This is a genomic window from Ruegeria sp. HKCCD6647-2 (genome assembly GCF_057221075.1).
Genome location: NZ_JBWVBD010000001.1, coordinates 295,765 through 320,737, shown reverse-complemented (window position 1 = coordinate 320,737; position 24,973 = coordinate 295,765). Strand labels below are relative to the sequence as shown.

Sequence of the window (24,973 nt, the reverse complement as noted above, 5' to 3'; positions counted from 1 at the left end):
TTTATCGCTCAACCAGCGACGACGTTCTGGCGTTGTATCCCCAAGCCTTCGATACCAAGCTCCAACTTGTCTCCCGGTCTGAGGTAAACCGGCGGATTCTGTCCCATGCCAACACCCGGCGGCGTCCCGGTGGAAATCACGTCGCCCGGCTGCAGTGACATGAAGTGCGACAGGTACGAAATGATCGTCGCCACACCGAAATGCATCGTCTTGGTCGAGCCGTCCTGATATCGGCGCCCGTTCACCTCCAGATACATCGGCAGGTTCTGCGGGTCGGCGATCTCGTCCCGTGTCACCAGCCACGGGCCGATGGGACCAAACGTATCCGCTGATTTGCCTTTCACCCACTGGCCCGAGCGGTGCAGCTGAAAATCGCGTTCCGACAGGTCATTGATCACGCAATAGCCGGCAACATGGCCCATCGCCTCCGACTCCGAGACGTATTTGGCCTCTTTGCCGATGACGACACCCAGTTCGATCTCCCAATCGGTCTTGACCGATCCACGAGGTATTTCGACCGTATCGTTGGGGCCGATGATGGCCGAGGTCGCCTTGAGGAAAATCACCGGCTCCTGCGGCAACTCCATGTCGCTTTCTGCGGCGTGATCGGCATAGTTCAGACCGATGCAGATGAATTTGCCGACTTGCCCGACACAAGCGCCAATGCGGGGGTCACCCTCAACCAGAGGCAGGCTGTTTGGTTCGATCTGGCGCAGTTCGGCCAGACGTTCGTCGCTCAGCACTTCACCGGAAATGTCTGTCACTATACCGGACAGGTCGCGGATCGCACCGCCGCTGTCCAGAAGGCCGGGTTTTTCCGTGCCCGCAGCGCCATAACGTAGAAGTTTCATTCACGGGTTCCTTTCACCTCGGATCGTGCAGTCACAGTTGAAGGCAATCGGCCGATCGGTCGAGTATTGACGTGTGGGTGATCATACCGGTTGTCAGACTGCCTCCGGCAACAGATCTGCCGGGATGTCCTGGTAACAGACCGGGCGCAGGAAGCGACGGATTGATAGGGTTCCGACCGAGGTCGCGCCAAAATTGGTCGATGCCGGGTAGGGACCACCGTGAACCATGCTGTCGCAAACTTCCACACCGGTGGGAAAGCTGTTGGCCAGCAGGCGACCGGCCTTGCGCTCCAGCAAGGGCAGCAGGGCGCGGGCAGAGTCTACATCCGCGTCGTCCATATGCAGGGTGCAGGTCAACTGACCTTCGACGGCGCGGGCGATCTGATGCATTTGCGCCTCATCGCGGGCACGGACGATAATCCCAAGCGGACCAAACACTTCTTCCTGCAGAGTATGGTCGGCCAGCCAGTCATCGCCGGTGACAGTGAACAAATTGGGCGCCGCGTGGCGAGCCTCACAGCTGCTGCCGATCACCTGAGTAATGCCGGTTCCGGCAGCTACCCGTGATACGCCCTCGCGATAGGCGTTTGCGATACCGTCGGTTAGCATGGTCTGATCGGCGACGGCAGACAGGGCCGTCTCGGCCGCGGATTGGAACGCGTCCGCCCCTGGTCCGTCAATGAGTACCGCGATACCGGGATTGGTGCAGAACTGGCCCGCGCCCATGGTCAGCGACCCGGCCCAGCCACTGCCAATCTCGGCGCCACGGACAGCGGCCGCATGGGGCAATATGAACATGGGGTTGACCGAACCCAACTCTCCAAAAAACGGGATAGGTTCAGGTCGGGCGGCACACAGATCGAAAAGCGCGCGACCGGCGCGCAGCGAGCCGGTAAAGCCCACCGCGCGGATCAGCGGGTGCTGCGCCAGCGCGGTGCCGACCTCGATCCCGTTGCTCTGGATCAAAGAGAAGACACCGGGATGAACACCCGTCGACCTGAACGCTGCGTCGATGGCCTGCGCAACGATCTCACCGGTGCCGGGATGCGCCGGGTGCCCTTTAACAACAACCGGACAACCCGCAGCCAAAGCTGCCGCCGTGTCTCCGCCGGCAACCGAAAAGGCCAGCGGGAAATTCGATGCTCCGAAAACCGCAACCGGCCCCAGCGGGCGCTGGATCATGCGCAGATCGGGCCGGGGCAGCGGTGCGCGGTCCGGCAGGGCCGGATCGTGGTGCAGGTCCAGATAGTCGCCCTTTTCGATATGATCGGCGAACAGGCGCAGCTGGCCGACGGTGCGCCCCCGCTCGCCCTGCAATCGGGCTTCGGGCAGACCGGTTTCCTGAGTGCCGATTTCTGTTATCGCATCCCCCCGGCTGTCGATCTCATCGGCGATGGCGCGCAGCAGCGCGGCGCGCTCGGCGCGGGAAGACCAGCCGAAGGTGGCAAAGGCGTCCTCGGCCCCGCTGACGGCGGCATCCACATCCGCAGGCGTGCCAATGGCGAACTCGCGGCTTGGTCCATGGGCGGGGCTCGAAGTGAAAGTGGCGTCCGCGCCAACCCAGGTCCCCGCGATCAGATGTTTTCCGGTCAACATGTTTAAGTCTTTCCTAAATCAAGCCCCGACGGGCCAGGTTTCGCATGAGATGAGACGCCCCAAACCGCCATTCGGGACATTCGGTCGACAGGCGCACGGTGTTGGTCAGCGCGCCCAGCTGGTCGTTGGCAATCGTGACGATATCTCCCAGCTTGTGGGTAAACCCTCCCCCCGGCGTATCGCGATCCTGTGTCGGTCCAAAGAGGGTTCCGAGAAACAGCATCAACCCGTCGGGATATTGGTGATGCCGCCCGATCGTCTGCGCCACCAGATCGGCGGGATCGCGGCTGATTTGGGACATGGACGAGGTGCCGTTCAGAACAAATCCGTCCGGTCCGGTTACGGTCAGTGTCAGTTCGGCCCGGCGCACATCGTCCAGTGTGAAGCCGTCGTCGAACAATCGGATCATCGGCCCGATGGCGCATGAGGCGTTATTGTCCTTCGCCTTACTAAGCAGCAACGCTGAACGCCCCTCGACGTCGCGCAGGTTGACGTCATTACCCAGCGTTGCACCCTTGATCTGTCCTTTCGAAGTCACCGCCAGAACCACTTCGGGCTCGGGATTGTTCCAGGTCGAGATCGGATGCAGGCCGACATCCGCGCCAAAACCCACCGAGGACAACACCTGCGCCTTGGAAAATATCTCGGCATCCGGGCCGATGCCAACTTCGAGGTATTGGCTCCAAAGCCCTTCGGATATCAACGCCTCTTTGACCTGTGATGCTGCATCCGATCCGGGGGCAATGTTCGACAGGCTTTCACCGATACGTGCGCCGATGCGGTTGCGGATGGCCCTGGCCTTCGAAGGGTCGCCTGCGGCCTTTTCCTCGATCACCCGTTCGACCATTGAGCCGGCAAAGGTCACACCACAAGCCTTGATGGATTGCAGATCGCAGGGGGCAAGCCATTGGTGCCCGGCATCCGGCCCACCGATGTCTTCGCCCGCAGCAGCGCGCACGTATTCCACGGCGTCGTCTCGTTCCAGAACATCGCGTATGGTCGGTGCGGTCCTGGATGTGATGTCCACGACCTGCCCATCCCGCAGGGTAACGACGCAAGGGCCAAGCCCGGCGCGGTCGACGCGCCCTAGCCACAATCCGCTTGGATCAAGTGTCGGAAAATTCATTTCTGTCCCTGAGATCGAAGGCCCCGGCTGCATTCAGGCCGAAGATGGCCTCCCGGGCGCCAGTCGTCAACGCGCCTTTAGCGCCGACCCAGCCAAGGAACGTATATTGCCCGGTATCCAGTTTTGATCGACGAAATCCAGAAGCATCGGGCGTGGTCCGACCGACACCCGGCCCGGGATTCCTGGTCAGGACCGAGGTCTGGGACCCCGGTCGCAACAGGGTCATAGCGCTAAGCGTTCGGAACAACCCGGCACCAGACGGCGTCGTGATCGGACAGCGGCCTGCCTTCCTCGGTCAGGGAAGACACCCGCCGTTTGTCGATACAGGTAAACCCGCGCGTGCAGAACCAGTCCAGCCGCATCTGCCTTGTTGGATGCGGTGTAATCAGGCTGGGCCGCGTGGTCATGCCTTCGGGTGAGCAGGACCAGTCATAGCCCCGATTTTCCGCGACATTGAACAAGGTCTCTTCCCGCCAGTCAAAGTTTGGGGGGATGTGATTTCCGGTATTCAGGTCGCCGCCAATGATCACGGGCATATCCGGCGCGAACTGGTCCAGCATATCCAGCAGCGCATCGAATTGTGCTGCGCGGAGGTCCGCGCCCGAGTTGCTTTCCAGATGGGTCGAGACGACACAGACCGGCTCGTCCTGGCCTTGCAATATCGCAGCAAGCGCCATGCGCCCGCCAACCCGGGGCTGATCGGGGTCGCCAGCACCCCCGTCGGTCATGAACCAGTGACCGTCCTGATCCAGTCGCAGCATCGCAAGCCGTTCAAACGGAACCGAACTGAGGATCGCATTCCCATGCCAACCGCGGGTATTGAAATCGTCAGTGCAATAGGCCCGTTCGGTTGGGCCACCGAGGTCGAGCTCGTGAAACTCGACCCCGTACGCATAGGTCATGCCCAGCGCGCGGGCCATGTCCTCTGTTGTGTGACGCTGCGCAGTACGGGCCATGCCATGGTCCATTTCGGACAGCAGCACGACCTGCGGCATGTAAGGACACAGATGGCTGGCGCTTTCCTCGGGGAACAGGCAACGTTCCAGGTTCCAGGCGACAACCGATATCTCTGTTGGCAGACTTGATTCCGGTGCCTCACCGCCTGTTTGCAGCAGGTTCATGGCCGGCAGATCTGCCAGCAATGCGCGGTGGGCCTCAGCGGTGCGGGGCGCCGTAAGGATGCGCTGGTGCTCGGCCTCCGAGACCAGCGGCAAAGTCATAACGGTGTGAGTCAAAGGCGTTTTCCGGTCTCAGTTGCAAACAGGGATGCCGCGCCGGGTTTGACCGACAGGTTGGCAGGGCCGGGTGAGACCTCGGTATCCTTGCCCACATGCACCGTCAGTTTTTCCTGTCCGATCGAAGCGTGCAACAGGCGATGCGCGCCCAGTTCCTCGATGATGTCGATGTTGATCGACAGCGGCCCGGCCGGGTCCAGCAGCAGATCCTCTGGCCGGATGCCCAAGGTTACCGGGCCGTCGGTGGGCGCACCTTCCGCAATGTGAGTGTCGGCAAAACGTACCGAGCCGCCGCTGGCTTGCGCGTTCAGCAGGTTCATCGGCGGCGCACCCATGAAGGCCGCCACGAAAGTGGAGGCCGGAGCGTGGTAGACCTCGGCCGGGGTGCCGATCTGTTCGATCTTGCCGCTGTTCATCACGATGATGCGGTCGGCCATGGTCATCGCCTCAACCTGATCATGGGTGACGTAGATCGAGGTCACGCCCAGACGGCGTTGCAGGGCTTTGATCTCGATGCGCATCTGGTTGCGCAGTTTTGCGTCAAGGTTTGACAGTGGCTCGTCAAACAGGAACAAGGCCGGATCGCGCACGATGGCGCGACCCATTGCGACGCGCTGGCGCTGACCGCCGGACAGTTGCGAGGGCTTGCGATCCAGATAGTCGTCAAGGTTCAGCAGCGCCGAGGCTTCGGCAACTTTGCGATCGATTTCGGCCGCCGGAGTTTTGCGGTTCTTCAGACCATACGCAATGTTCTTGCGCACGGTCATGTGGGGATAGAGCGCATAGTTCTGGAACACCATCGCGATGTCACGATCGGCGGGGTCGATGTTGTTCACCTCGCGGTCGTCGATCAGCAGTGTGCCCTCGGTGATGTCCTCGAGCCCGGCGATCATGCGCAGCAGGGTGGACTTGCCGCAGCCGGACGGGCCGACAAGTACGACAAACTCACCATCGTCGATGTGAAAGCTGGAGGGCGTGACCGCCTCGAACCCGTTGGGATAAAGCTTGCGGATAGAGTTCAGGGAAACCTGAGCCATGGGTATTTTTCCTTACTTGTCGGATTCCGTCAGGCCCTTGACGAACCAGCTTTGGAAGAAAATGACGACGAAGACCGGCGGGATGATGGCGATGAATGCCAGCATGTTAGCGCGGCCGTATTCGGGGATATTGGTTCCCTCAAGGTCCTGCGTGATCTGTTTGATGCCGCGGACAAGCGTGAACATGTCCTCTTCGGTGGTGATCATGGTCGGCCACAAATACTGGTTCCAGCCGAAGACAAACATGATGATGAACATCGCGGCGATCATCGTGCGGCTGAGAGGCACCAGAATATCGATGAAGAACTTGACCGGGCCAGCCCCGTCGATGCGCGCCGCCTCGACCAGTTCTTCGGGGACCGAGCGGTAGTACTGCCGGAAGAAAAACGTCGCCGTGGCCGAGGCGATCAGGGGAATGATCAGGCCCTGATATGTGTTCAGCATTCCAAGTTTCTGAATCACCTCGTACGAGGGCAAGATACGCACTTCAAGCGGCAGCAGAAGCGTAGTGAAGATGATCCAGAACGCCAGTGTTGCAAAGCGGAGGCGGAAATAGACAATAGCATAGGCCGCCATCATCCCGATGATGATCTTGCCCACCGCAAACCCGATGCCCAGGATGAACGAATTGATCAGCATGCTGGTTCCGGTGTTCTTGCCGGAAAAGCCTGATGCCTCGAACATGGCCTTGTCAAAGTTGGGGCCAAGCTGATCGCCGATCTGCAAGGTGGGGCCGGTCTTGATGACCTCGACATCCGGCATGGTCGTCATTTGCAACAACACGACCAACGGTAGCAGCATGAACAGCGCCCCAAGGATTAGCACCAGATGGTCACCGATATCGCTGAGCCGGATCCGGCGCCGGGACGCAGTGGGGGTCGAGGCATCGACATTCTGTGCAGTATGAACATGTGTCATGACGAACCCTCAGGTGTAATGGATACGGCGTTCGACCAGCCGGAACTGGAAGACGGTCAAGGCCAGAACCAGCACCATCAGAATGACCGATTGCGCGGAAGACCCACCCAGGTCATTGCCGCGGAAACCGTCCACATAGACCTTGTAGACCAGTGTCATCGGGTTGTTGCCCGGCTCGCCCTTCACCAGCGTGTCGATGACACCGAACGTGTCGAACAGGGAATAGGTGATGTTGATGATCAGCAGGAAGAACCCGGTTGGCGCCAGCAGCGGGAAGGTCACGTCCCAGAAACGGCTCATCGCGGATCCGTTGTCGATCAGCGCAGCCTCGCGCACCGAGCGCGGAATGGATTGCAGGCCCGACAGGAAGAAGATGAAATTGACCGGCACCTGTTTCCAGACCGAGACGCTGATCATGGCGGTGGCAGTGTCGAAGTAGTTGACACCCAGCTTGAAGTCCCAGCCGAATTTCTTGGCAAATTCGGTCAGCGGGCCCCAGCTCTGGTCGAACATGATCAGGCCAATGAAGCCAGCGACCGGGGGCGCGACCGCATAGACCCACATCAGCAGTGTGCGATAGCTGCGCGCGCCGCGGATGACCTTGTCCGCCTTGACCGCCAACAACAACGCCAGCGCCAGCGAGAAGAAGGTGACAAGCACCGTAAAGATCACGGTGAACCAGGCGATGCGACGGTATTCCGAATTTGCCGCCAGATCGGTGTAGTTATCGATGCCGACGAAGGTTGACCCAAATCCGAACGGATCCTGCAGAAACATCGATGACTGGATCGCATGCGCCGCGGGCCAATAGAAGAATATCGCGATGATGATGAGCTGTGGCAGCAGTAGCAGAATGGGCAGCCACTTCGTGTCAAAGCCTGCGCGCTTCATGCCGGCCTTCCTTTCATTCAACAAGGGCGGCGACCACAGAATCCTGCGGCCGCCGCGCCCGTTCAGGATATCAGATTACCCTTGGGTTTTCGAAAAACGCTCGAGGAGCTGGTTGGCTTCGGTCTCGATGTTCTGGAACGCTTCCTCAACCGAAGTTTCACCGGTCAGGATGCGGCCGTATTCACGGTTCATCACGTCACGGATCTGAACATAAAACCCCATGCGATAGCCTTTGGTGTTGTCACCGGCCGGCAGCGACAGCTGCTTGATGCCAACTTCGGCCGCGGGCATCTTTTCATAGTGACCGTCAGACTTGGCCAGCTCATAAGCGGCTTCGGTGATCGGCACATAACCGGTTTCCTTGTGCCAGAAATACTGGGTTTCGGGCGAAGTCAGGAATTCAAAGAAAGCAGCGGTTGCTTCGTTTTCTTCCGCAGGTTTACCGGCCATTGCGAACAGCGACGCACCTCCGATGAAGGTCTGCTTGGGTTCGGTGGTCACGGCTTCCCAATAGGGCAGGTAGGTGGCCGAGAACTCAAATGGCAGGTCTTTCTTGGACAGGCCACCAAACGAACCCGACGAACCCAGCCAGATCGCAACCTTGCCTTCTTCGAACGGGGTCTGGTTGTCGCCCCAGCCGGTACCGAACCATTCGAAGTAACCGTTGCTCTGCCAGTCCTGAACAGCGGTGAAATGCGCCTTGATGGCGTCATTGTTCACCAGGATCTTAGTGTCGATGCCATCATAGCCGTTGTTGTTGGTGGCAAACGGCAGGTCGTGGCGCGACATAAAGTTTTCGGTGAAGATCCAGGGCAAGTGCGACTGCGACAGCGCGGTGTACCCGGCATCTTTCAGTGCAGGCGCGGTGACAGTCTGGAATTCTTCCCAGGTTTTCGGCGGTGTCACGCCGGCTTTTTCAAGCGCGTCTACATTGTAATACATGATGGGCGAGGACGAGTTGAACGGCATACCGATCATCTTGTCGTCGCTGTCGGCATAGAAATAACGCACGCCCGAGATGTAGTCTTCGATGTCGAAGGCCACGCCGTTTTCTGTCAGCAGATCCTGAACCGGAATGGTCGCGCCTTTGGCACCGATGACTGTGGCTGCACCGGCGTCGAACACCTGCAGGATGTTGGGCTGCTCGCCCGCGCGGAAGGCTGCAATACCGGCGGTCAGGGCTTCTTCGTAGGTTCCCTTGAACACGGGGGTGACGACATATTCGTCCTGGCTGGCGTTAAAATCCGCAGCAATCTGGTTGACGGTTTCACCCAGCGCACCGCCCATTGCGTGCCACAAGGTGATTTCGGTTTCCGCAAAGGCTGCGCCGGACAGCAGCGTCGCGGCAGCGGCTGTGGCGATAGTCAGACGAGTCATTTTGTATCTCCGTTCAGAGAAGCCCAAAGGGCGTATTGGGATGATTTGGCCCGCAGAAATCTGCAACTCCAAATAGATAAGCACGTGATTCCACGCTTGTGCCCCGGACTAAGCCTTTGAAATTAATCACGGTTCTCAACCCAGTTTTGCTTGCATGAAATCTGCACACGTGTTCACATACAGCCGCACTGTAACGTGGCTGTGACGAATGTGAAGTATTTTTACGAATTCGAAAAATTGAGTGTGAGCGTTTGAGATGAAGCCCAAAACCGGATCCCGGGCGAAACGGGTTACCGCCGAAGATGTGGCAAAGCTGGCAGGATCATCCCGTTCGGCGGTATCGCGGGCGTTCACTCCGGGCGCCTACCTGAATGACAAGAAACGCAAGGCAATCCTGAAGGCGGCCGAGAAACTGGGCTATCGCCCCAACGCACTGGCGGCCAACCTGCAGGCGGGTGGGTCGAACCTTGTGGCGATCTTCGTCGGCGAAATGCCGAACGAATATGATCAGGAAGTTCTCAAACACCTGACCACGGGGCTGTGCGGTGCAGGCCGTTGGCCCATTGTGATCGGAGGAACCGAGGATACAGCGCGCGAAGCCGTTTCGAACGTTCTGCGCTATCCGTTAGAGGCGATTATCCTGCGCTCGGGCAGTATGAACGAAGATATCGTGAATTCCTGCGGAAAGCTAAGCATTCCGGTCATTTCCAGCGGTCGTCAATTGGATGCGCCCGGTGTTGATAATGTGAGTTGCCGAAACTCCGACGGAATGCGGCGTGGCACCGTGGCCTTGCTGGACAAAGGCCGTACTCGCTTCGCCTATATCGGCGGGCCAGCGTATTTCGGTTCGTCGCATTGGCGTCGGGAAGGGCTTTGTGCGGCGTTGTCGTCCAGGGGATTGTCGCTGATAGCCGAAGAAACCGGCGATTTCACGGTTCAGAGTGGATATGATGCAGCCGAACGTCTGATGCGGGACGCTTCATTTGATGCGCTGGTCTGTGCAAATGACGCGATGGCGATCGGCGCCATGACGGCGTTGCGGGAAAGCGGGCGAAACGTTCCCGCCGATGTCTCGGTGCTGGGATTCGATGACATAGCCATGGCGGCCTGGCCCGCGTTCTCGCTGACCACACTACGCAACCCGATCCCGGAACTGGTCGGCGCAGTGATCGGGCTGTTGGACCGCAGGGCAGACGACCCGGACAAGCCCGAAGAGCAAGTGCTCTTGGAAACAGAATTGATCCTGCGGAGTAGTCATTGAGCGGTGTTTTTCGGCAAATCGTCGAATTTTCCGTCGGTACGTCAAGATAATCCGTGATTTCGTCAAGATACACGCTGCTCTCCGAACAAGCTTTCCTTCAGACTTGAACAAAACGAAGTATGGAGGCGCGTTTTGAACTGGAATGTTTGTATCGTTGGGGCCGGCAAGATCGGGCAGATGGTTGCGACCCTGTTGAAAGGGTCTCGGAACTACAGCGTGACCGTTGCAGATCATGATCTGAAAGCATTGGGTGAAATTGCCAAAATGGGCGTTGGCACCAAGCAGATCGACGCCAAGAACGAAGAAGGGCTGGCCGCTGGCCTCGCAGGGTTTGATGCCGTGATCTCAGCCGCCCCTTTCTTTTTGACGCCAAAGATCGCAAAGGCCGCGAAAGAGGCCGGCGCACATTACTTTGACCTGACCGAAGATGTGGCCGCGACCAACGCCGTGCGAGAACTTGCCAAGGACAGCAACACGGCGTTCATGCCGCAATGTGGTCTGGCGCCGGGATTTGTCGGCATTGCCGGGGCCGCACTGGCAGCGGAATTTGATGAAATTGACAGCCTGCATATGCGGGTGGGTGCGCTGCCGCTCTACCCGACCAATGCACTGAAATACAATCTGACCTGGTCGACCGACGGCCTGATCAACGAATACTGCAACCCCTGCGATGCCATCGTGAATGGCGAACTGGTCAAGACCGCCCCGTTGGAGGATTACGAGGTTCTGGGCCATGACGGTGTGGAATATGAATGCTTCAACACGTCGGGCGGGCTGGGCACTTTGCCCGAAACGCTGGAAGGCAAGGCACGCGCCGTATCTTATCGCTCGATCCGTTATCCGGGCCATTGCGACATCCTGAAACTGCTGCTGAATGATCTGGGGCTGGAACGCCGCCGCGACCTGCTGAAAGAGATCTTCGAGGCCGCATTACCGCGCACCGATCAGGACGTTGTTCTGGTCTATTGCACGGCCAAGGGCGTCATCGACGGTGAACTGCGGGAAAAGTCGCTGATCAACAAATCCTTTGCGCGTGAAATTGACGGCCAGGTCTGGAGCGCCATTCAGGTAACAACCGCCGCAGGCGTGCTGGGTGTTGTCGATCTGGTGCGCACCGGTGCGCTGCCTTCAAAAGGTTTTGTCCGGCAGGAGCAAGTGAAGCTCAGCGATTTCCTGAACACCGAATTCGGCCAGCTGTATCGGGCTGGTGATGTAACCCAACAGAACAAGGCGGCCTGAGACATGAAAGACGTAACGATGACAGCAGAAAATACATTTGCGAACCTGGGCCTGACCCAAGAGGAACTGACCGGAGGATCGCTGCGGGTGACGTCACCCATCGATGGCAGCCTGCTGGCCGAAGTGCACGAAACACCTGTTTCGGACATGGACGCCATTTTCGCCCGAGCCAAATCGGCCTTCAAAAACTGGCGTGTGGTGCCGGCACCCCGACGCGGTGAACTGATCCGGCTGCTGGGTGAAGAGTTGCGCGCCGCCAAGGATGATCTGGGTGCGCTGGTCAGCTGGGAGGCAGGCAAGATCACTTCGGAAGGGCTGGGCGAAGTCCAGGAGATGATCGATATCTGCGACTTTGCCGTGGGTCTGTCGCGCCAGCTTTATGGCCTGACCATCGCGTCCGAACGTCCGGGACACCGGATGATGGAAACGTGGCATCCCGCCGGTCCGGTCGGCGTCATCTCGGCCTTCAATTTCCCGGTTGCCGTCTGGTCGTGGAACGCAGCGCTGGCGCTTGTTTGTGGCGATCCGGTGATCTGGAAACCCTCCGAGAAAACGCCGCTGACCGCGATGGCCTGCCAGAAGATCTTTGAACGCGCGTTGGCGCGTTTCGGCGATGCGCCGGACGGGTTGCTGCAAACCCTGATCGGTGGTGCTGCACTGGGCGAGGCGTTGGTGGCCAGCGAGGATGTCCCGGTGATTTCGGCCACGGGCTCGACCCGTATGGGACGGGCGGTGGCGCCCATCGTTGCGGCGCGGTTCGGCAAATGCATCCTTGAGCTGGGCGGCAACAACGCGATGATCGTTGGCCCCTCGGCTGATCTTGAAATGGCGGTGCGTGCCATTGTGTTCTCGGCGGTTGGGACTGCCGGCCAGCGCTGCACCACACTGCGACGCCTGATCGTGCATAACTCGATCAAAGAGGAACTGGTTGCGCGTCTGAAAAAGGCATATGCCGGCTTGCCGATCGGCGATCCGTTGGCCGACGGTACTCTGGTCGGTCCGCTGGTCGACGAAGCGTCCGGCACCGCGATGACATCCGCCCTGAAAGCGGCCGAGGTCGACGGAGGCATTGTTTTCGGCGGCAACCGCGTGACCGAAGGTGTTCCCGGCGGCGTCTATATGGAGCCGGCCATCGTCGAGATGCCGGGACAAACAGAGACGGTGAAAACCGAGACCTTTGCCCCGATCCTCTATGTGATGGGCTATGACGAATTTGATCAGGCTTTGGAAATCCAGAATGACGTACCGCAAGGCTTGTCCTCCTGCGTGTTCACTTTGAACATGCGCGAAGCGGAGCAATTCCTGACCGCAGCGGGTTCGGATTGCGGAATCGCCAACGTCAATATCGGCCCCTCGGGCGCCGAGATCGGTGGCGCGTTCGGCGGCGAAAAGGAAACCGGCGGCGGACGTGAAAGCGGCTCGGACGCGTGGAAGGCCTACATGCGTCGCCAGACCAACACTGTGAACTACTCTGCCGAGCTGCCGCTGGCGCAAGGCGTCAAGTTCGACATCTGATCGCCTTGACCCGGCGGCGCCTCAATGCGTTGCCGGGTCTTAATCCGAGAACAGGTAATCCAGTCGCATGATGGCCTGCGCCGTGTCGGCTGAGACCCCGAGAAATCCGGCGACCGCGACTTCATTGTCTGCCTTCGATGCGGATTCTCGCAACCGCAAGTAACCGTCGAATCCGGCGCCGCGGATCTGCTCGGATTCATAGGCAATGTCATTGCGGATGGTGGGCAACAGGCGTTCTACGGTTTTGACGGGGGTCGCCTCACCGGCCAACCCGACGCGCCGCGCATGACCTATCAGGTATTCGTCGGAATAGTCGCACTCGATCTCGAGCACGTGCGTCCGAGCCTGATCCGCGCAAAAATCCTGAACAATGTCCAGGTTCGAGGGGTCCAGACACAATACCAGTCGATCCGAATTGAAATGGTCATACAGCATCTGAACAAGAGCGCGCCGGTGGCGCGAGCGCTTAATCAAGGTGGTTTCGATCCCGCCCAGATCGGGCAGCGGAGTGCCCAGTTCATTGAACAGATACTCGACGCAGGGAATACCGGTTTCCGACGCGATCTGGTCGACCAGACGTTTTGCGACATGCCACTTTTTGCAGACAATCAGGTATATGTCGCGCTCGGGCCCAAGCGTATTCGCCGCCTCCCAGAACCGCTTTCCATACCGTCGACCGACGCGCCCCCGTCCGGCAAGGAAACTGTAGAGGCTGCGCCCTTCGTTTGAGACCTGAAATGCGACCCCTTCGCTGGCGTACATCCTGCCCAGCCGGTCTTTCAGCTCATGCGCCTCGGCGCTGATTTTCCGCGCGAATAGGTAATCCTGGCTCAGCAACATGTCGTAGTGGTCATTATAGAACGTGACCGGCATCCCGTAATCCGAGAACATCAGGAAGGTCAGTGTGCGGTTCTCGATCTCTTCCCGCGGGATCAGGTGGCGGACCAGCGTCTGAAAGAACGTCTCATCCGGAATCCATGTGGTCGAGAAAAACCGGACGACATCCCGCCGTTGCCGCAGGAACGTCAATATCATCTCGATTGTCCGGCGGCGCAGGCACCACCACTGGCTGCCGATCATGACCTGTAGATCCGCGGGAATCTCTCGTGTCAGACCAAAGCGTTTCTGCACTTCATAAGCCGCATAAAACCGGCCGCTTTGGGTGCGTTCGTTGAAGTAATGCCGGTAGATCAGCCGGTCTTCTTTCATGCCGGTCTTGATCCAGTTGCTTTCAAAGAAATCGTGGCTTTCGATGAAATCCTTGTCATTGTCATCCAGAAAGCGATGCGCATACTCCGCCGTTTTGATGGCCATGCAATCGCCGGACAGCATGTAGAAATGCGTGGCGCGGGGAAACGCCTCGACGGCCGACTGAACTGCATAAAGCGTCGCCTGAACCAGCGACCACTCCCCCCATCCGCATCTGGTTCGCTTGCCCGCAAGCACGACATTCGGATTGTCTTTCAGGGCATCGCGGATGCGCGCATAGTCTACTGCTTTCGCGCGCGCATCAAAATGGATGGCCATGCAGTCGCCAGCGGCGGTCAATTGCTCTGCCTGCGCGATGATTGCATCAGGGTCTTTGTGGCACAGCAAAATATAGGCAATCTTTGCCATGGGGGTCCGCAATTCTCATTTCTGCTCGTTTCCAACCGTGATACTGAGGATGGGCAATTGAATAAACAGAATATTTTTGGTTCTTTTACGTCGAATGCCTGAGTATCGGCCTGAGACCGAACCGGCGAAGGAGGCGCAGCGAATGGGTTTTCCCGGGACATGGATGACCGAAAGCCAGAGCATGGTCTATCGCGTGGTGCCCAAATGTGCCTGCTCGACCATCGGGCAGATCATGTATTTTTCCGATCACGGACAGTTCTTTGATGGCGATATCCATGACGCCCAGGATGGCATGCACAAATGGGCGTTTGATGGCAGTCAGGATGTGATTGCCGGGACCGTAAAGTCGCATGGAGCGTATACGTTCACTTGTGTTCGTAATCCCTACACCCGCATCCTCAGCTCTTTTTTTGATAAGATTTGCGGCATTCAGCGCAATGGAAAACGCTATCGCGGTAACCTTGTACCGACGCTGGTTTACAATTACGGGATCGAAGTCGGTGGCGACGACGGCAAGGGCGAATTCGACCAGATCGCAAGTTTTCGCCGGTTTCTGTTGTTTGCCCGCGATACGATCCGTTGGCGAAGGCCCATGGACCCGGATATTCACTGGTCGGCCATGTCAGGCCATGTTTCGACACTGATTGCGAATGGGGGGCGGTACGACCGCATCTTCTGGACCGAGAAGTTCAACGACGGGATGCAGGGCGTATTGGACAATCTGCAAACGGCGCACCCTGTGACCTTGTCAGAAATCCCGCGTTTCAACGAATCCGAAGGCCACGGACCCAAGCGCGCCCATCCTGTCGAGGATTATTTTGACGATCTCTCGATGCATCTGGTCTATGAGATCTACAAACAGGATTTCGAACTGTTCAAATACGACTTCGAGAATCCGGGCAACAAGATGCCGGTTGGAGAGATCGATCTGGACGAGGTTCACGCCAAACTGGGCGACTGAGCAAAGGGGGCGAACGCTCCCGCCTATCGTCATTGTTTCTGACGAAACATTTCCTCTGGTTGGGCCCGGCGCCGCGCCATGCGCGGCGCCGGGCCCAAGTCCGAAAGCGAAATCGGTGCAGCCGATGGCGCGTATCGGGCGCGGGAGCATTTCCGGTCGGTTGGGCTCAGAGCTGACGCACAGCCCCTTTTGCGGCGCTTGTCGCCAGTTTCGCGTATGCCTTGAGCGCTGTTGAAACCTTGCGCTTGCGCGGTTCGGCCGGGTGCCAGCCCTTTTCGTCCTGCTCCTCGCGCCGCTCGGCCAGTTCCTCATCCGACACGGCCAGATGAATGGTGCGGTTGGGGATGTCGATCTCGATCTTGTCGCCGGTTTTCACCAGCCCGATCTCGCCGCCATCGGCAGCTTCGGGCGAGACATGGCCGATGGACAGACCCGAGGTGCCGCCCGAAAAACGGCCATCTGTCAGCAGGGCACAGGCTTTGCCCAGTCCTTTGGACTTCAGATAGGACGTCGGGTAGAGCATTTCCTGCATACCCGGCCCACCCCGCGGGCCCTCATAGCGGATGACAACAACATCGCCCTCTTTGACCTTGCCGGTCAGAATATCATTCACCGCCTGATCCTGGCTTTCGCAGACATAGGCCGTGCCCGTGAATGTCAGAATGTGCTTATCCACTCCGGCTGTTTTCACAATACAGCCTTCGCGCGCGATGTTTCCGTAAAGAACCGCAAGACCGCCATCCTGACTGAAAGCGTGTTCCTTGGACCGGATCACCCCGTTTTCACGGTCGGTATCCAGTTCCTTGTAGCGGTTCGACTGGCTGAACGCCTGGGTGGTGCGCACACCGCCGGGGGCCGCCTTGAACAGCTCTTGCGCTTTTGGGTTGTTGGCCACCTTGATGTCCCAGTTGGCAATCGCCTCGCCCATCGTGGCCGAATGAACCGTACTGCAGTCTTCGTGCAGCAGACCTGCCCGGCTGAGTTCACCAAGGATCGAGAAAATTCCTCCCGCGCGGTGGACATCTTCCATGTGCACGTTTTCAGTATTCGGTGCGACCTTGCACAGACACGGCACCTTGCGGCTGAGGTGGTCCATATCGCTCATATTGAAATGAACCTCGCCCTCATGCGCTATGGCGAGAAGGTGCAGAACCGTGTTGGTCGACCCGCCCATGGCGATATCGAGGCTCATCGCATTCTCGAACGCTTCAAACGTGGCGATCTCGCGCGGCAGAAAACCTTTTTCGTCCAGCTCATAATGGCGCTTGGTGATCTCGACGATGCGGCGCCCGGCCTCAAGGAACAGCTCTTTTCGGTCGGCATGGGTGGCAAGGGTCGAGCCGTTGCCGGGAAGCGCCAGACCCAGCGCCTCGGCCAGACAGTTCATCGAGTTGGCGGTGAACATGCCTGAGCACGAGCCGCAGGTGGGGCAGGCGTTTTCCTCGATGTGTTTGACCTGTTCATCTGTGAACTTGTCGTCAGCGGCGGCGACCATCGCGTCGACGAGGTCGATCTTTTTGGCCTCCAGATCTTCAATGTCGATCTTGCCCGCCTCCATCGGCCCGCCCGAGACAAAGATGGCAGGGATGTTCAGGCGCATCGCGGCCATCAGCATTCCGGGGGTGATCTTGTCGCAGTTCGAGATGCAGACCATCGCATCCGCACAATGCGCGTTGACCATATACTCGACGCTGTCAGCAATCACCTCACGCGAGGGTAGGGAGTACAGCATTCCATCGTGGCCCATGGCAATACCGTCATCCACCGCGATGGTGTTGAACTCCTTGGCGACGCCACCTGCGGCCTCGACCTCACGCGCGACCATCTGGCCGAGGTCTTTCAGATGCACGTGACCCGGCACAAATTGGGTGAACGAATTGACGATGGCAATAATCGGCTTGCCGAAATCGTCGTCGCCCATACCGGTGGCGCGCCACAGGCCGCGAGCACCGGCCATGTTGCGGCCATGGGTAGAAGTTCTGGATCGGTACAATGGCATGATGCTGTTTCCCTTTTGCCCCGGTTGCGATATTGGGGATGCGTACGTTATAGCGCACGTACCACATGTGCGCTATAACGCACAAGAAGATTCGGAAGACGATCAATATGGCACCGGAAGACATAACGCTGAAACTACGGGATGTGAGGGCGGCCTCGGGGCTGAGCCTGTCCAAAGTGGCGGAAATGACGGGCGTCAGCAAAGCCATGCTGGGCCAGATCGAACGCGGCGAATCAAGCCCGACGATTGCGACCCTGTGGAAAATCGCCAAGGGGTTTCAGTTGCCGCTGAGCGCTCTGATCGGCTCGTCATCAATGCGCGATCCGGCCGATGCGTCTGTGTTTCGCACCGTGACCTTTCCCGGCAGCATTGAGGTCAAGATCGTGTTTCCCTTTGACCCGGCTTTGGGGGCCGAGACGTTTCACGTCGAGCTTTCCCCGAACCAGAGCCACGAATCCGCTGCCCATGCCGCCGGGGTGACCGAAGAGGTCTTTGTGCTTAACGGGGCGCTGGACATTCTGCGCGATGGCGAATGGGTGCCGCTGAAAGCCGGGCAGGGCCTGCGCTTTTCCGCTGACCTGCCGCATGGCTACCGCGCCGGCGAACAGGGTGCCGCTTTCCTGAACATGCATCACTATTTGCAGCAGCCGGATGTTTCAGAACGGGATCAACCGCTTTCATGACAAGCCTCCTCGACAACCTGACATGGGTGGACGCAATTGGCTCGTTTGGCGCATTGCTCGTCGTTGCCGCCTATTTCGCCACGCAGATGCGGATGATGAATTCCGACGATCTGGCCTTTCCGGTGGTAAACCTGTTTGGATCGGCCCTGATCGTCTACTCGCTGCTGCAGAACTTCAATCTGGCCTCGATGCTGATCGAGGGATTCTGGATCGTGATCAGCCTGATCGGGATCGTTCAGCATTTTCGCCTGCGCCGCGCGCGATAAATCCTGTGTCGCAAGGACGCTAGCGCTATCCAGCCTTGAACCCCCATGCCGCCGGGTATAGGGAATTTCCAAGCGCGCTCAGGGGAGGTTTTGATGCAGGACGATCCGAAAACCCTTGTTTCCACCGAATGGCTTGCCGCCCATCTCAAGGATCCGGACCTGCGGATTCTGGACGGGTCGTGGTATTTGCCGCAGCAGGGGCGGGACCCAAAGGCCGAATATGACGCAGGCCATATCCCGGGGGCGCGGTTCTTCGACATTGACGAGATCTCCGATCACCGCTCGGACCTGCCGCACATGGCGCCTCCGGTCGAGAAATTCATGTCGCGCCTGCGGGCGATGGGCGTGGGTGACGGCCATCAGGTCGTGGTCTATGACGGCGCCGGGTTGATGTCGGCCGCCCGGGTGTGGTGGCTGTTCCGGCTGATGGGACAGGAAAACGTCGCCGTTCTGGATGGAGGCTTCCCAAAGTGGCAGGCCGAAGAGCGTGAGATCGAAGACCTGCCGCCAGTGATCCGTGACCGCCACATGACCGTAAGGGTTCAGAACCACCTTGTCCGGGACGTCACGCAGGTTTCGGCTGCCGCTAAACTGGCCGATCACGAGATTATTGATGCACGTTCTGCCGCCCGGTTTGCCGGGGAAGAGGTCGAGCCGCGCGCAGGCCTGCGTTCGGGCCACATTCCGGGTTCGCGCAATGTGCCCTTTGGCAATTTGCTGAACAAGAACGGAACGATGAAATCGCCTGACGACTGCCGCGTCGTGTTCGAAGCGGCAGGTGTCGATTTGTCAAAGCCGGTCATCACCTCATGCGGCTCCGGCGTGACCGCTGCGATCCTCAGCCTTGCGCTTGAACGCATGGGCAAGAAAGACCACTCGCTTTATGACGGCTCCTGGGCTGAATGGGGTGCCTTCCCGACCCTGCCCGTCGCAACCGGAGAGAACTGATGTTCGAAAACCTCAAACCGCAGCCTGCCGACAAGATCCTGGCGTTGATGCAGGCGTACCGCGACGACCCGCGCGATCAGAAGATCGATCTCGGCGTCGGTGTCTACAAGAATGCCGAGGGCATCACCCCAGTTATGCGGGCGGTAAAGGCCGCTGAGCAGCGTATTCTAGAAGAGCAGGACACCAAGGCCTATACCGGTCTGGCAGGTGATCCGGCTTACGCGGATGCGATGATCGGCTTGATTCTTGGCACGTCGGTTCCGCGCGGCAACATTGCCGCCGTGGCCACCCCGGGCGGCACTGGCGCTTGTCGGCAAGCGTTCGAGATGATCCGCATGGCCAACCCCTCGGCCCGCGTGTTCGTATCGAACCCGACCTGGCCGAACCACCTGTCGATCCTGAGCTATCTGGGTATCGAAACCGTCCAGTATCGTTATTTTGACGGCGAGACCCGGGGCGTCGACTTCGATGGCATGATCGAGGATCTGAAAACCGCCAGGGCAGGCGATGTCATCCTGCTGCACGGCTGCTGCCACAACCCGACCGGTGCCAATCTGAATCTGGTGCAGTGGCAAGAGGTCGTGAATGTAATCAACGACCGTGGCCTCGTGGCGATGATCGATATTGCTTATCAGGGTTTCGGAGACGGTTTGGAAGAAGACGCGCAGGCCACCCGACTGGTTGCATCCTCGGTCAGCCGGTGCCTGATTGCGGCATCGTGCTCGAAGAATTTTGGCGTCTATCGCGAGCGGACCGGTCTGCTGATGGCCATCAGCGACAACGCGGAGGAAACCGCGCTGAACCAGGCCACCTTGGCCTTCCTGAACCGACAGAACTACTCTTTCCCGCCGGATCACGGCGCGCGCGTGGTGACGACTATCCTGAACGATGACGTCTTACGTGCCGATTGGGCTGCCGAGCTGGAAGAGGTCCGCCTGTCCATGCTGGGTCTGCGCCAGCAACTGGCCGACGAATTGCAGCGCCTGACCGGATCGGATCGGTTCGGGTTTGTCGCGCAGCACCGCGGCATGTTCTCGCGCCTGGGTGCAGCACCGGAACTGGTCGAAAAGCTGCGCGCCGATCACGGCATCTACATGGTCGGCGACAGCCGCCTGAACATCGCCGGCCTAAACGCGACGACCGTTCCGATTTTGGCCAAGGCAATTGTCGATGTCGGCGTGTAACTTCAAATCGTCGTAGAGAAAAAGAAAACCCGGGCGAAAACGCCCGGGTTTGTTTCCATGGCTTTTGGCTCAGCCTTTGGAGAACTCAGGGTAGGCCTCCATCCCCAGTTCTCCCATGTCGAGTCCGTTGATCTCTTCTTCCTCGCCAACCCGCAGACCGACGGTTGCCTTGAGGATCGAGAAGAGGATGAAGCTGACCACGAAGACAAAGATGCCGATAGCAGCAAAACCGATGATCTGGGTCACAAAGGACGCATCGCCATTGGTCCATGCCACGATGAAGGTGCCCCAGAAACCCGCAATCAGGTGAACCGGGATCGCACCGACCACGTCGTCGATCTTCATGCGATCCAGCATCGGAACGGTCAGGACGACAATTACGCCACCAATTGCACCGATGATCAGCGCCTGGAACAGCGATGGGGCCAGCGGTTCTGCGGTGATCGACACCAGACCGGCCAGAGCACCGTTCAGCACCATGGTAAGGTCGACCTTGCCATACATCACCTGCGTCAGGATCAGGGCTGCGACGGCGCCGGCGGCAGCGGCCATATTGGTGTTGGCGAAGATTCGGCTGATATCGGCCATGTCACCAATGGTGCCCATTGCCAGCTGCGAACCGCCATTGAAACCGAACCAACCCAGCCACAGGATGAACGTACCCAGAGTTGCCAGCGCGAGGTTCGAGCCGGGGATCGGAACCACTTTGCCGTCCTTGTTGTACTTGCCGATCCGCGGGCCCAGTACGATGGCACCGGCCAGCGCTGCGAAACCACCTGCGGCGTGCACCAGAGTCGAGCCGGCGAAGTCGCTGAAGCCCATCTCGGACAGCCAGCCGCCGCCCCACTGCCAGGAGGCCTCGATCGGGTAGATGACGCCGGTCAGGACGATTACGAAGATGAAGAAGGGCCATAGCTTGATGCGTTCAGCCACTGTGCCCGATACGATCGACGCGGTGGTGGCGCAGAACATCAGCTGGAAGAAGAAGTCCGAACCGACAGAGGCATAGGACAGGTCGGTTTCGACGCCTTCCAGGCCAACCGGTTCGAGGGCCGTTGGCGAGAACGCGCCAAGAAATCCGGTGATGGTCCAACCATCGCCCGGATACATCAGGTTGAAGCCCACCAGCCAGTACATGATGGCGGCAAAGGAAAACAGGCCCATGTTCTTGATCAGCTGCATGGCCACGTTCTTGGAGCGGACCAGACCGGCCTCAAGCATGGCAAAGCCGGCAGCCATCCAGAACACCAGGAAACCGCCGACCAGAAACAGCAGCGAGGTCAGGATGTATTGCGTGTGCTGCGCAGTTTCGCCGGTTGCGGCGGCCTCTTGTGCAAGGCCCATCTGCGGCAGCGCGACGATCGCGGCGGCAGGGATGAGAGATTTCATCAGATTCATTGTCAGTCCTCGAATGATTTGGAGTGGGGGCGCCTACAGCGCCTCTTCGTTCGTTTCCCCGGTCCGCACGCGCAGGGCCTGCTCGACGTCGAGGACGAAAATCTTGCCGTCACCGATCTTGCCGGTCTTGGCTGTTTTGGTGATGGTCTCGACGATCTGGTCGGTCATCGCGGCGGGTACCACGATTTCCAGCTTGATCTTGGGCACGAAATTCACCGCGTATTCGGCACCACGGTAGATCTCCGTGTGGCCGGATTGCGAGCCGAAGCCCTTGATTTCGGTTACCATCATGCCGCGCACGCCAGCTTCGGTCAGTGCCTCGCGCACCTCCTCGAGCTTGAACGGCTTGATTGTCGCAATGATTAATTTCACGTCTTTCCCCTCTACCTCTCCGGCATGGCCGGTATTTTGCACCTGCAGAAAAAGAACGTGAGAGAACGCTTATAGGAATGGTTGCCCCCGGCGGATGCGGCGGAAAAACTACGAAGTTGCACATTTTTTGCACAAATCCGGGCATATGATAAAAAAATAGGCAACAACAGGAGGGGAAATACCGGAAATTCACACCTCTACATGGCCGCGGCACCGGGGTATGGTGCCACAAAAGCATAAACGGGCAGAGTTTGAGCATGACTGAGTCCAAGCGCCGCAAGCCGCCACTGGTCGCGGACAAAAGATACCCGTCGAAGCGGCGCAAGCCGGCGGCGACCAAGCGGGCCGCAAAGCCTGCGGGTAAGAAATCGACGGCCCGAAAGACCACCACGCGCAGGACGGCCCGGAAGAAGACGCGTCGCCGGTCGGGCGGCGGCGGAGGGCCGTTTCGTCGTCTGTTCAGGTGGATCGGGCGCCTTGTTTGGGGGGTGACCTGGCGTGTTGGTGCCGTCGCAACGCTGATGCTGGCGCTGGCAATCGGCATCGTCTACAGCACTCTGCCCGATGTCGACGCCTTGCTGGACGGGCGCGCGCGCGGATCGGTCACCCTTCTGGATCGCGATGGCAAGGTTTTTGCCTGGCGCGGTGACCAGTTTGGCGGTGTAATCACGGCCGACACCGTCTCGCCCCATCTCAAAAACGCAGTGATCGCGACCGAGGACAAGCGCTTCTACCGTCATTTCGGCGTCAGCCCGCGGGGTGTGGCCAGCGCCGTGCGGATCAACCTGAGCGAAGGGCGCGGGCCTTTATCCGGCCATGGCGGGTCAACCATTACACAGCAGACGGCCAAGCTGTTGTGCCTGGGCGTGCCCTATGAGCCCGGCAAATGGGAATCCGAGGCCGCGTACGAGGCTGACTGCCGTCAGGGTTCGTTGTGGCGTAAGGCAAAAGAGGCCATCTATGCGATTGCGATGGAGGTCAAATACTCCAAGGATCAAATCCTGACCATCTATCTGAACCGGGCCTTCCTGGGGGCAGGTGCACGTGGCTTCGAGGCCGCAAGCCAGCGCTATTTCGGCAAGTCTGCGGCCGAGGTCTCTCCGGCCGAAGCCGCGATGCTGGCCGGATTGCTGGTTGCGCCAACACGATATGCGCCCACCAACAACCTGCAACGCTCGCAGGATCGCGCCCGTTTGGTTGTCGGGTTGATGCAGGATCAGGGATATCTGACCTCGGCACAAGCCAGTGAAGCCCGCAGCCGCCCTGCTGAATTGTCCGAGGCGGCCGCCGCGCGGGCGGGCGGCTATTTCGCCGATTGGGTCATGGCCAGCGGGCCAGAGTTCTTTACGCGCAACACGACCGAAGATGTGGTTATCCGTACAACATTGGACCAACGCATCCAGAAATCTGCAGTAGAGGCGCTGAAATACATCTTCGAGGAAAAAGTCCGGGAAGGGTCGAAAGCGCAGGCCGCGATTGTTGTGATGTCTTCGGACGGGGCGGTGCGCGCCATGGTTGGTGGACGCAAAACCAAAGTCTCTGGTGCTTTCAACCGGGCAACCCAGGCGCTGCGACAGACCGGGTCATCCTTTAAACCCTTCGTCTACGCCACTGCGCTGGAACTTGGCTATTCCCCGCTGGACACGGTAATGGACGAACCCTATTGCGTGAACATCCCCGGTTCCGGTCAGTGGTGTCCCAAGAACTACACCAACAAGTTCTATGGCCGTGTCTCGCTTGCGGATGCGCTGAAGAACTCTCTGAACATCCCAGCCGTAAAGGTGGCTGAGGTTGCCGGGCTGGACAATGTCCGTACAGTCGCCAGCGGCTTTGGAATCGCCAGCGATCTGGCGCAAGGTCCTGCGTTGGCGCTGGGCGCATCTGAAAGCACTCTGATTGAAATGACAGGTGCCTATGCAGGTATACTGAACGGCGGTTCAGCGGTGGAACCTTACGGTTTGACCGAGTTGAAGCTGTTGGGCGATGACACCCCCGTTATGGTCACGACGACCGGTATCGGGGAACGTGTCATCAACGACACCGCTGCGAAGCAGCTGACCTGGATGATGGAACGCGTCGTCTCTGAGGGGACTGGTGCGCGCGCCAAATTGCCGGGTTGGCAGGTGGCCGGCAAAACCGGCACGACTCAGGCCGCGCGCGACGCATGGTTCATCGGGTTCACTGCGGATTACGTCGCTGGCGTCTGGATGGGCTATGACGACAACACGCCGCTTTCGGGTGTCACGGGTGGTGGACTGCCAGCAGAGATCTGGAAAGAGACCATGGTCCGCGTTACCGAGGGCATGACACCGACGCCTCTGCCGATGATGGCGCCCGAGCCTCCGGTTCGGACCGCACAACCGTCCCAACCACGTCGCCGTCAGGGCGGGTTCGCGCAGGAAATCAACAATCTTTTGAACAACATTTTCGGAAATTAGGCAGCAAACAAACAAAAGGCGGCGCATCCGGCACCGCCTTTTTCTCGATCCTATTCAGCGT

22 protein-coding genes are annotated in these 24,973 nt (G+C 59.2%); 9 read left to right on the top strand and 13 right to left on the bottom strand.

Annotated elements, in window-relative coordinates; genetic code table 11:
* Nucleotides 1-8: 8 nt before the first annotated feature.
* From AC2TDJ_RS01495 to AC2TDJ_RS01455, 9 genes are all read right to left on the bottom strand, one after another.
* Nucleotides 9-851 (bottom strand): fumarylacetoacetate hydrolase family protein, encoded by an 843-nt coding sequence (locus AC2TDJ_RS01495; protein ID WP_480838543.1) that lies wholly within the window; start codon nt 849-851, stop codon nt 9-11.
* Nucleotides 852-944: 93 nt separating this feature from the next.
* Nucleotides 945-2,447: an aldehyde dehydrogenase (NADP(+)) gene (locus tag AC2TDJ_RS01490; RefSeq protein WP_480838541.1), complete on the bottom strand. Its 1,503-nt coding sequence runs from the start codon at nt 2,445-2,447 to the stop codon at nt 945-947.
* A gap of 13 nt (nt 2,448-2,460) precedes the next feature.
* Nucleotides 2,461-3,573 (bottom strand): fumarylacetoacetate hydrolase family protein, encoded by a 1,113-nt coding sequence (locus AC2TDJ_RS01485; RefSeq protein WP_480838539.1) that lies wholly within the window; start codon nt 3,571-3,573, stop codon nt 2,461-2,463.
* On the bottom strand, nt 3,554-3,799 hold the full coding sequence (locus tag AC2TDJ_RS01480) for a hypothetical protein (RefSeq protein ID WP_480838537.1): 246 nt from the start codon (nt 3,797-3,799) through the stop codon (nt 3,554-3,556). Before AC2TDJ_RS01480 ends, AC2TDJ_RS01485 begins: the two co-directional genes overlap by 20 nt.
* 4 nt (nt 3,800-3,803) lie before the next feature.
* Nucleotides 3,804-4,793, bottom strand: coding sequence for an endonuclease/exonuclease/phosphatase family protein (locus tag AC2TDJ_RS01475; RefSeq protein WP_480838536.1), 990 nt, complete (start codon nt 4,791-4,793; stop codon nt 3,804-3,806).
* Nucleotides 4,794-4,804: 11 nt separating this feature from the next.
* Complete coding sequence (locus AC2TDJ_RS01470) at nt 4,805-5,845, bottom strand: ABC transporter ATP-binding protein (RefSeq protein WP_480838534.1); 1,041 nt, start codon at nt 5,843-5,845, stop codon at nt 4,805-4,807.
* Between the two features lie 12 nt (nt 5,846-5,857).
* Nucleotides 5,858-6,646: an ABC transporter permease subunit gene (locus tag AC2TDJ_RS01465; RefSeq protein WP_480840183.1), complete on the bottom strand. Its 789-nt coding sequence runs from the start codon at nt 6,644-6,646 to the stop codon at nt 5,858-5,860.
* A gap of 126 nt (nt 6,647-6,772) precedes the next feature.
* Nucleotides 6,773-7,654: an ABC transporter permease subunit gene (locus AC2TDJ_RS01460; protein ID WP_480838532.1), complete on the bottom strand. Its 882-nt coding sequence runs from the start codon at nt 7,652-7,654 to the stop codon at nt 6,773-6,775.
* A 75-nt stretch (nt 7,655-7,729) separates the two neighbouring features.
* Nucleotides 7,730-9,031, bottom strand: a complete 1,302-nt coding sequence (locus AC2TDJ_RS01455) for an extracellular solute-binding protein (RefSeq protein ID WP_480838530.1) — start codon at nt 9,029-9,031, stop codon at nt 7,730-7,732.
* Between the two features lie 256 nt (nt 9,032-9,287).
* Here AC2TDJ_RS01455 and AC2TDJ_RS01450 point away from each other — a divergent pair, with 256 nt between their 5' ends.
* The 3 genes from AC2TDJ_RS01450 (at nt 9,288) to amaB (ending at nt 13,046) form a co-directional block, all read left to right on the top strand.
* Nucleotides 9,288-10,292 carry a LacI family DNA-binding transcriptional regulator gene (locus AC2TDJ_RS01450; protein WP_480838528.1) on the top strand — a complete coding sequence of 335 codons (1,005 nt, stop codon included), beginning with the start codon at nt 9,288-9,290 and terminating at the stop codon, nt 10,290-10,292.
* A 132-nt stretch (nt 10,293-10,424) separates the two neighbouring features.
* Nucleotides 10,425-11,531, top strand: coding sequence for a saccharopine dehydrogenase family protein (locus AC2TDJ_RS01445; protein ID WP_480838526.1), 1,107 nt, complete (start codon nt 10,425-10,427; stop codon nt 11,529-11,531).
* 3 nt (nt 11,532-11,534) lie between these two features.
* Nucleotides 11,535-13,046, top strand: coding sequence for an L-piperidine-6-carboxylate dehydrogenase (amaB, locus tag AC2TDJ_RS01440; protein ID WP_480838524.1), 1,512 nt, complete (start codon nt 11,535-11,537; stop codon nt 13,044-13,046).
* 39 nt (nt 13,047-13,085) lie between these two features.
* Here amaB and AC2TDJ_RS01435 read toward each other — a convergent pair whose 3' ends face one another.
* A complete protein-coding gene (locus AC2TDJ_RS01435) occupies nt 13,086-14,663 on the bottom strand; it encodes a DUF5928 domain-containing protein (protein WP_480838523.1) in 1,578 nt (525 codons plus the stop codon).
* Nucleotides 14,664-14,805: 142 nt separating this feature from the next.
* Between AC2TDJ_RS01435 and AC2TDJ_RS01430 the strand changes: the two genes are divergently transcribed.
* Nucleotides 14,806-15,624, top strand: coding sequence for a sulfotransferase family protein (locus tag AC2TDJ_RS01430; protein WP_480838521.1), 819 nt, complete (start codon nt 14,806-14,808; stop codon nt 15,622-15,624).
* 166 nt (nt 15,625-15,790) lie between these two features.
* Here AC2TDJ_RS01430 and ilvD read toward each other — a convergent pair whose 3' ends face one another.
* A complete protein-coding gene (ilvD, locus tag AC2TDJ_RS01425; RefSeq protein ID WP_480838519.1) occupies nt 15,791-17,623 on the bottom strand; it encodes a dihydroxy-acid dehydratase in 1,833 nt (610 codons plus the stop codon).
* Nucleotides 17,624-17,730: 107 nt separating this feature from the next.
* Here ilvD and AC2TDJ_RS01420 point away from each other — a divergent pair, with 107 nt between their 5' ends.
* The 4 genes from AC2TDJ_RS01420 (at nt 17,731) to AC2TDJ_RS01405 (ending at nt 20,704) form a co-directional block, all read left to right on the top strand.
* Complete coding sequence (locus AC2TDJ_RS01420) at nt 17,731-18,306, top strand: helix-turn-helix domain-containing protein (RefSeq protein WP_480838517.1); 576 nt, start codon at nt 17,731-17,733, stop codon at nt 18,304-18,306.
* Nucleotides 18,303-18,572, top strand: a complete 270-nt coding sequence (locus tag AC2TDJ_RS01415; protein WP_480838515.1) for a CBU_0592 family membrane protein — start codon at nt 18,303-18,305, stop codon at nt 18,570-18,572. Before AC2TDJ_RS01420 ends, AC2TDJ_RS01415 begins: the two co-directional genes overlap by 4 nt.
* A 93-nt stretch (nt 18,573-18,665) precedes the next feature.
* Nucleotides 18,666-19,520, top strand: a complete 855-nt coding sequence (gene sseA, locus AC2TDJ_RS01410) for a 3-mercaptopyruvate sulfurtransferase (protein WP_480838513.1) — start codon at nt 18,666-18,668, stop codon at nt 19,518-19,520.
* Nucleotides 19,520-20,704 (top strand): amino acid aminotransferase, encoded by a 1,185-nt coding sequence (locus AC2TDJ_RS01405; protein WP_480838511.1) that lies wholly within the window; start codon nt 19,520-19,522, stop codon nt 20,702-20,704. Before sseA ends, AC2TDJ_RS01405 begins: the two co-directional genes overlap by 1 nt.
* A gap of 69 nt (nt 20,705-20,773) precedes the next feature.
* Here the strand turns inward: AC2TDJ_RS01405 and AC2TDJ_RS01400 are convergent, their stop codons facing one another.
* Nucleotides 20,774-22,102, bottom strand: a complete 1,329-nt coding sequence (locus tag AC2TDJ_RS01400; protein WP_480838509.1) for an ammonium transporter — start codon at nt 22,100-22,102, stop codon at nt 20,774-20,776.
* Between the two features lie 33 nt (nt 22,103-22,135).
* Nucleotides 22,136-22,474 carry a P-II family nitrogen regulator gene (locus AC2TDJ_RS01395; protein ID WP_152459713.1) on the bottom strand — a complete coding sequence of 113 codons (339 nt, stop codon included), beginning with the start codon at nt 22,472-22,474 and terminating at the stop codon, nt 22,136-22,138.
* 257 nt (nt 22,475-22,731) lie between these two features.
* Between AC2TDJ_RS01395 and AC2TDJ_RS01390 the strand changes: the two genes are divergently transcribed.
* Nucleotides 22,732-24,912, top strand: coding sequence for a transglycosylase domain-containing protein (locus AC2TDJ_RS01390; RefSeq protein WP_480838507.1), 2,181 nt, complete (start codon nt 22,732-22,734; stop codon nt 24,910-24,912).
* The last annotated feature ends 61 nt before the right edge of the window (nt 24,913-24,973 follow it).